This window comes from Pseudonocardia bannensis, assembly GCF_012911875.1.
Classification (GTDB): Bacteria; Actinomycetota; Actinomycetes; order Mycobacteriales; family Pseudonocardiaceae; genus Pseudonocardia; species Pseudonocardia bannensis.
On record NZ_JAAXKZ010000268.1, the window covers coordinates 1 to 1,236 of the forward strand.

1 protein-coding gene is annotated in these 1,236 nt (G+C 64.2%); it reads right to left on the reverse strand.

Annotated features, from left to right (window positions below):
- Positions 1-16 precede the first annotated feature (16 nt).
- Positions 17-1,191 (reverse strand): IS3 family transposase gene (locus tag HF519_RS30105; RefSeq protein WP_438826461.1). Its coding sequence is split into 2 segments (ribosomal slippage): positions 17-900 and positions 900-1,191, totalling 1,176 coding nucleotides; the frame shifts between segments, so codons are not numbered across the junction.
- Positions 1,192-1,236: the final 45 nt, after the last annotated feature.

Below are 1,236 nucleotides of genomic sequence, written 5' to 3' on the forward strand. Positions count from 1 at the left end.
CACTGACGGTGTGGGGTCAGTGGTCTTGGTCAGGCGGGGTGCGGGCTGCTTCGAAGTCCGCTGGGGAGAGCATTCCGATGCTGGAATGTCGCCGTAGCGGGTTATACCAGCACTCTATCCATTCGAAGATCGCGGTGGCAAGCTCGGCGCGGGTTTCCCAGGTCTTCGAGTCGAGAAGCTCGAGTTGCATGGTTCCCCAGAACGACTCGACGAGGGAATTATCGTAACAGTCGCCGATCGATCCCATGGATGGGACGAGTCCGGCGTCGACGAGTCGGCGACCGAAGGCCCATGAGGTGAATTGAGAACCGTGGTCGGAATGCAGGATGGTGGACCGTCTCTCGGGTTGCCGGCGGAGGATGGCCATGCCGAGGGCGTCGACGACGAGTTCAGTACGCATGTTGTCGTCGATGGACCAGCCGACAATTTTCCGGGAGAAGACGTCGATAACCGCCGCGCAGTAGATCTTCCCCTCTCGGGTGGGGTGTTCGGTAATGTCGGTACACCAGATCTCGTCCGGTCCGTCGACGACGAAGTCGCGATCGACCAGGTCGTCGAAGGGGTCGGCCTGCGGGTCCCGCACGGTACAGCCGCGGTTGCGGCGCCGGTAGAGGCCCTGGATCCCGGCCTCGCGCATGAGCCGGGCCACCCGTTTATGGTTGACCGCCATGCCGAGTCCGAGGGTGAGCTCGGCGTGTACCCGTGGCCAGCCATAGGTGCGGCGGGACTTGGCGTGGATCTTCTCGATGTGTTTCACGAGGAGCTCGTTCTCCTGGGCTCGAAGTGATTTCACTCCGGAGCGCCATTCGTAGTATCCCTGGCGGCGCACGCCAAGGACCCGGCAGGCCACCGCGACGTCGAATCCGTCGTCGGCGAGTTCACGGACCAGCGGGAAGACTACTTTGGGAGGACGTTCTCGCGAGCGAAGTAGGCGGCGGCACGCTTGAGGATTTCGTTCTCCACCTCGAGCCGGCGGGCCTTCTTGCGCAGCTCGGTGAGCTCACGCTTCTCATCAGATGTCAGGCGCCCGGAATTCGCTCCGCCCTCGTCGGCGTCGGCCTGGGACAGCCAGTTCCGTAGGCACGACTCGGAGATCGACAGGTCCTTCGCGACCTCGCCGACCGGCTTGACCTTCGAGCGGGCGAGGTCGATGGCGCGCTGCCGGAACTCCGGCGGGTGAGGAGCAGGCACGAACGACATCCTTCCCGGCGGACGGCGTCCGCCTCAGGAGAGGTG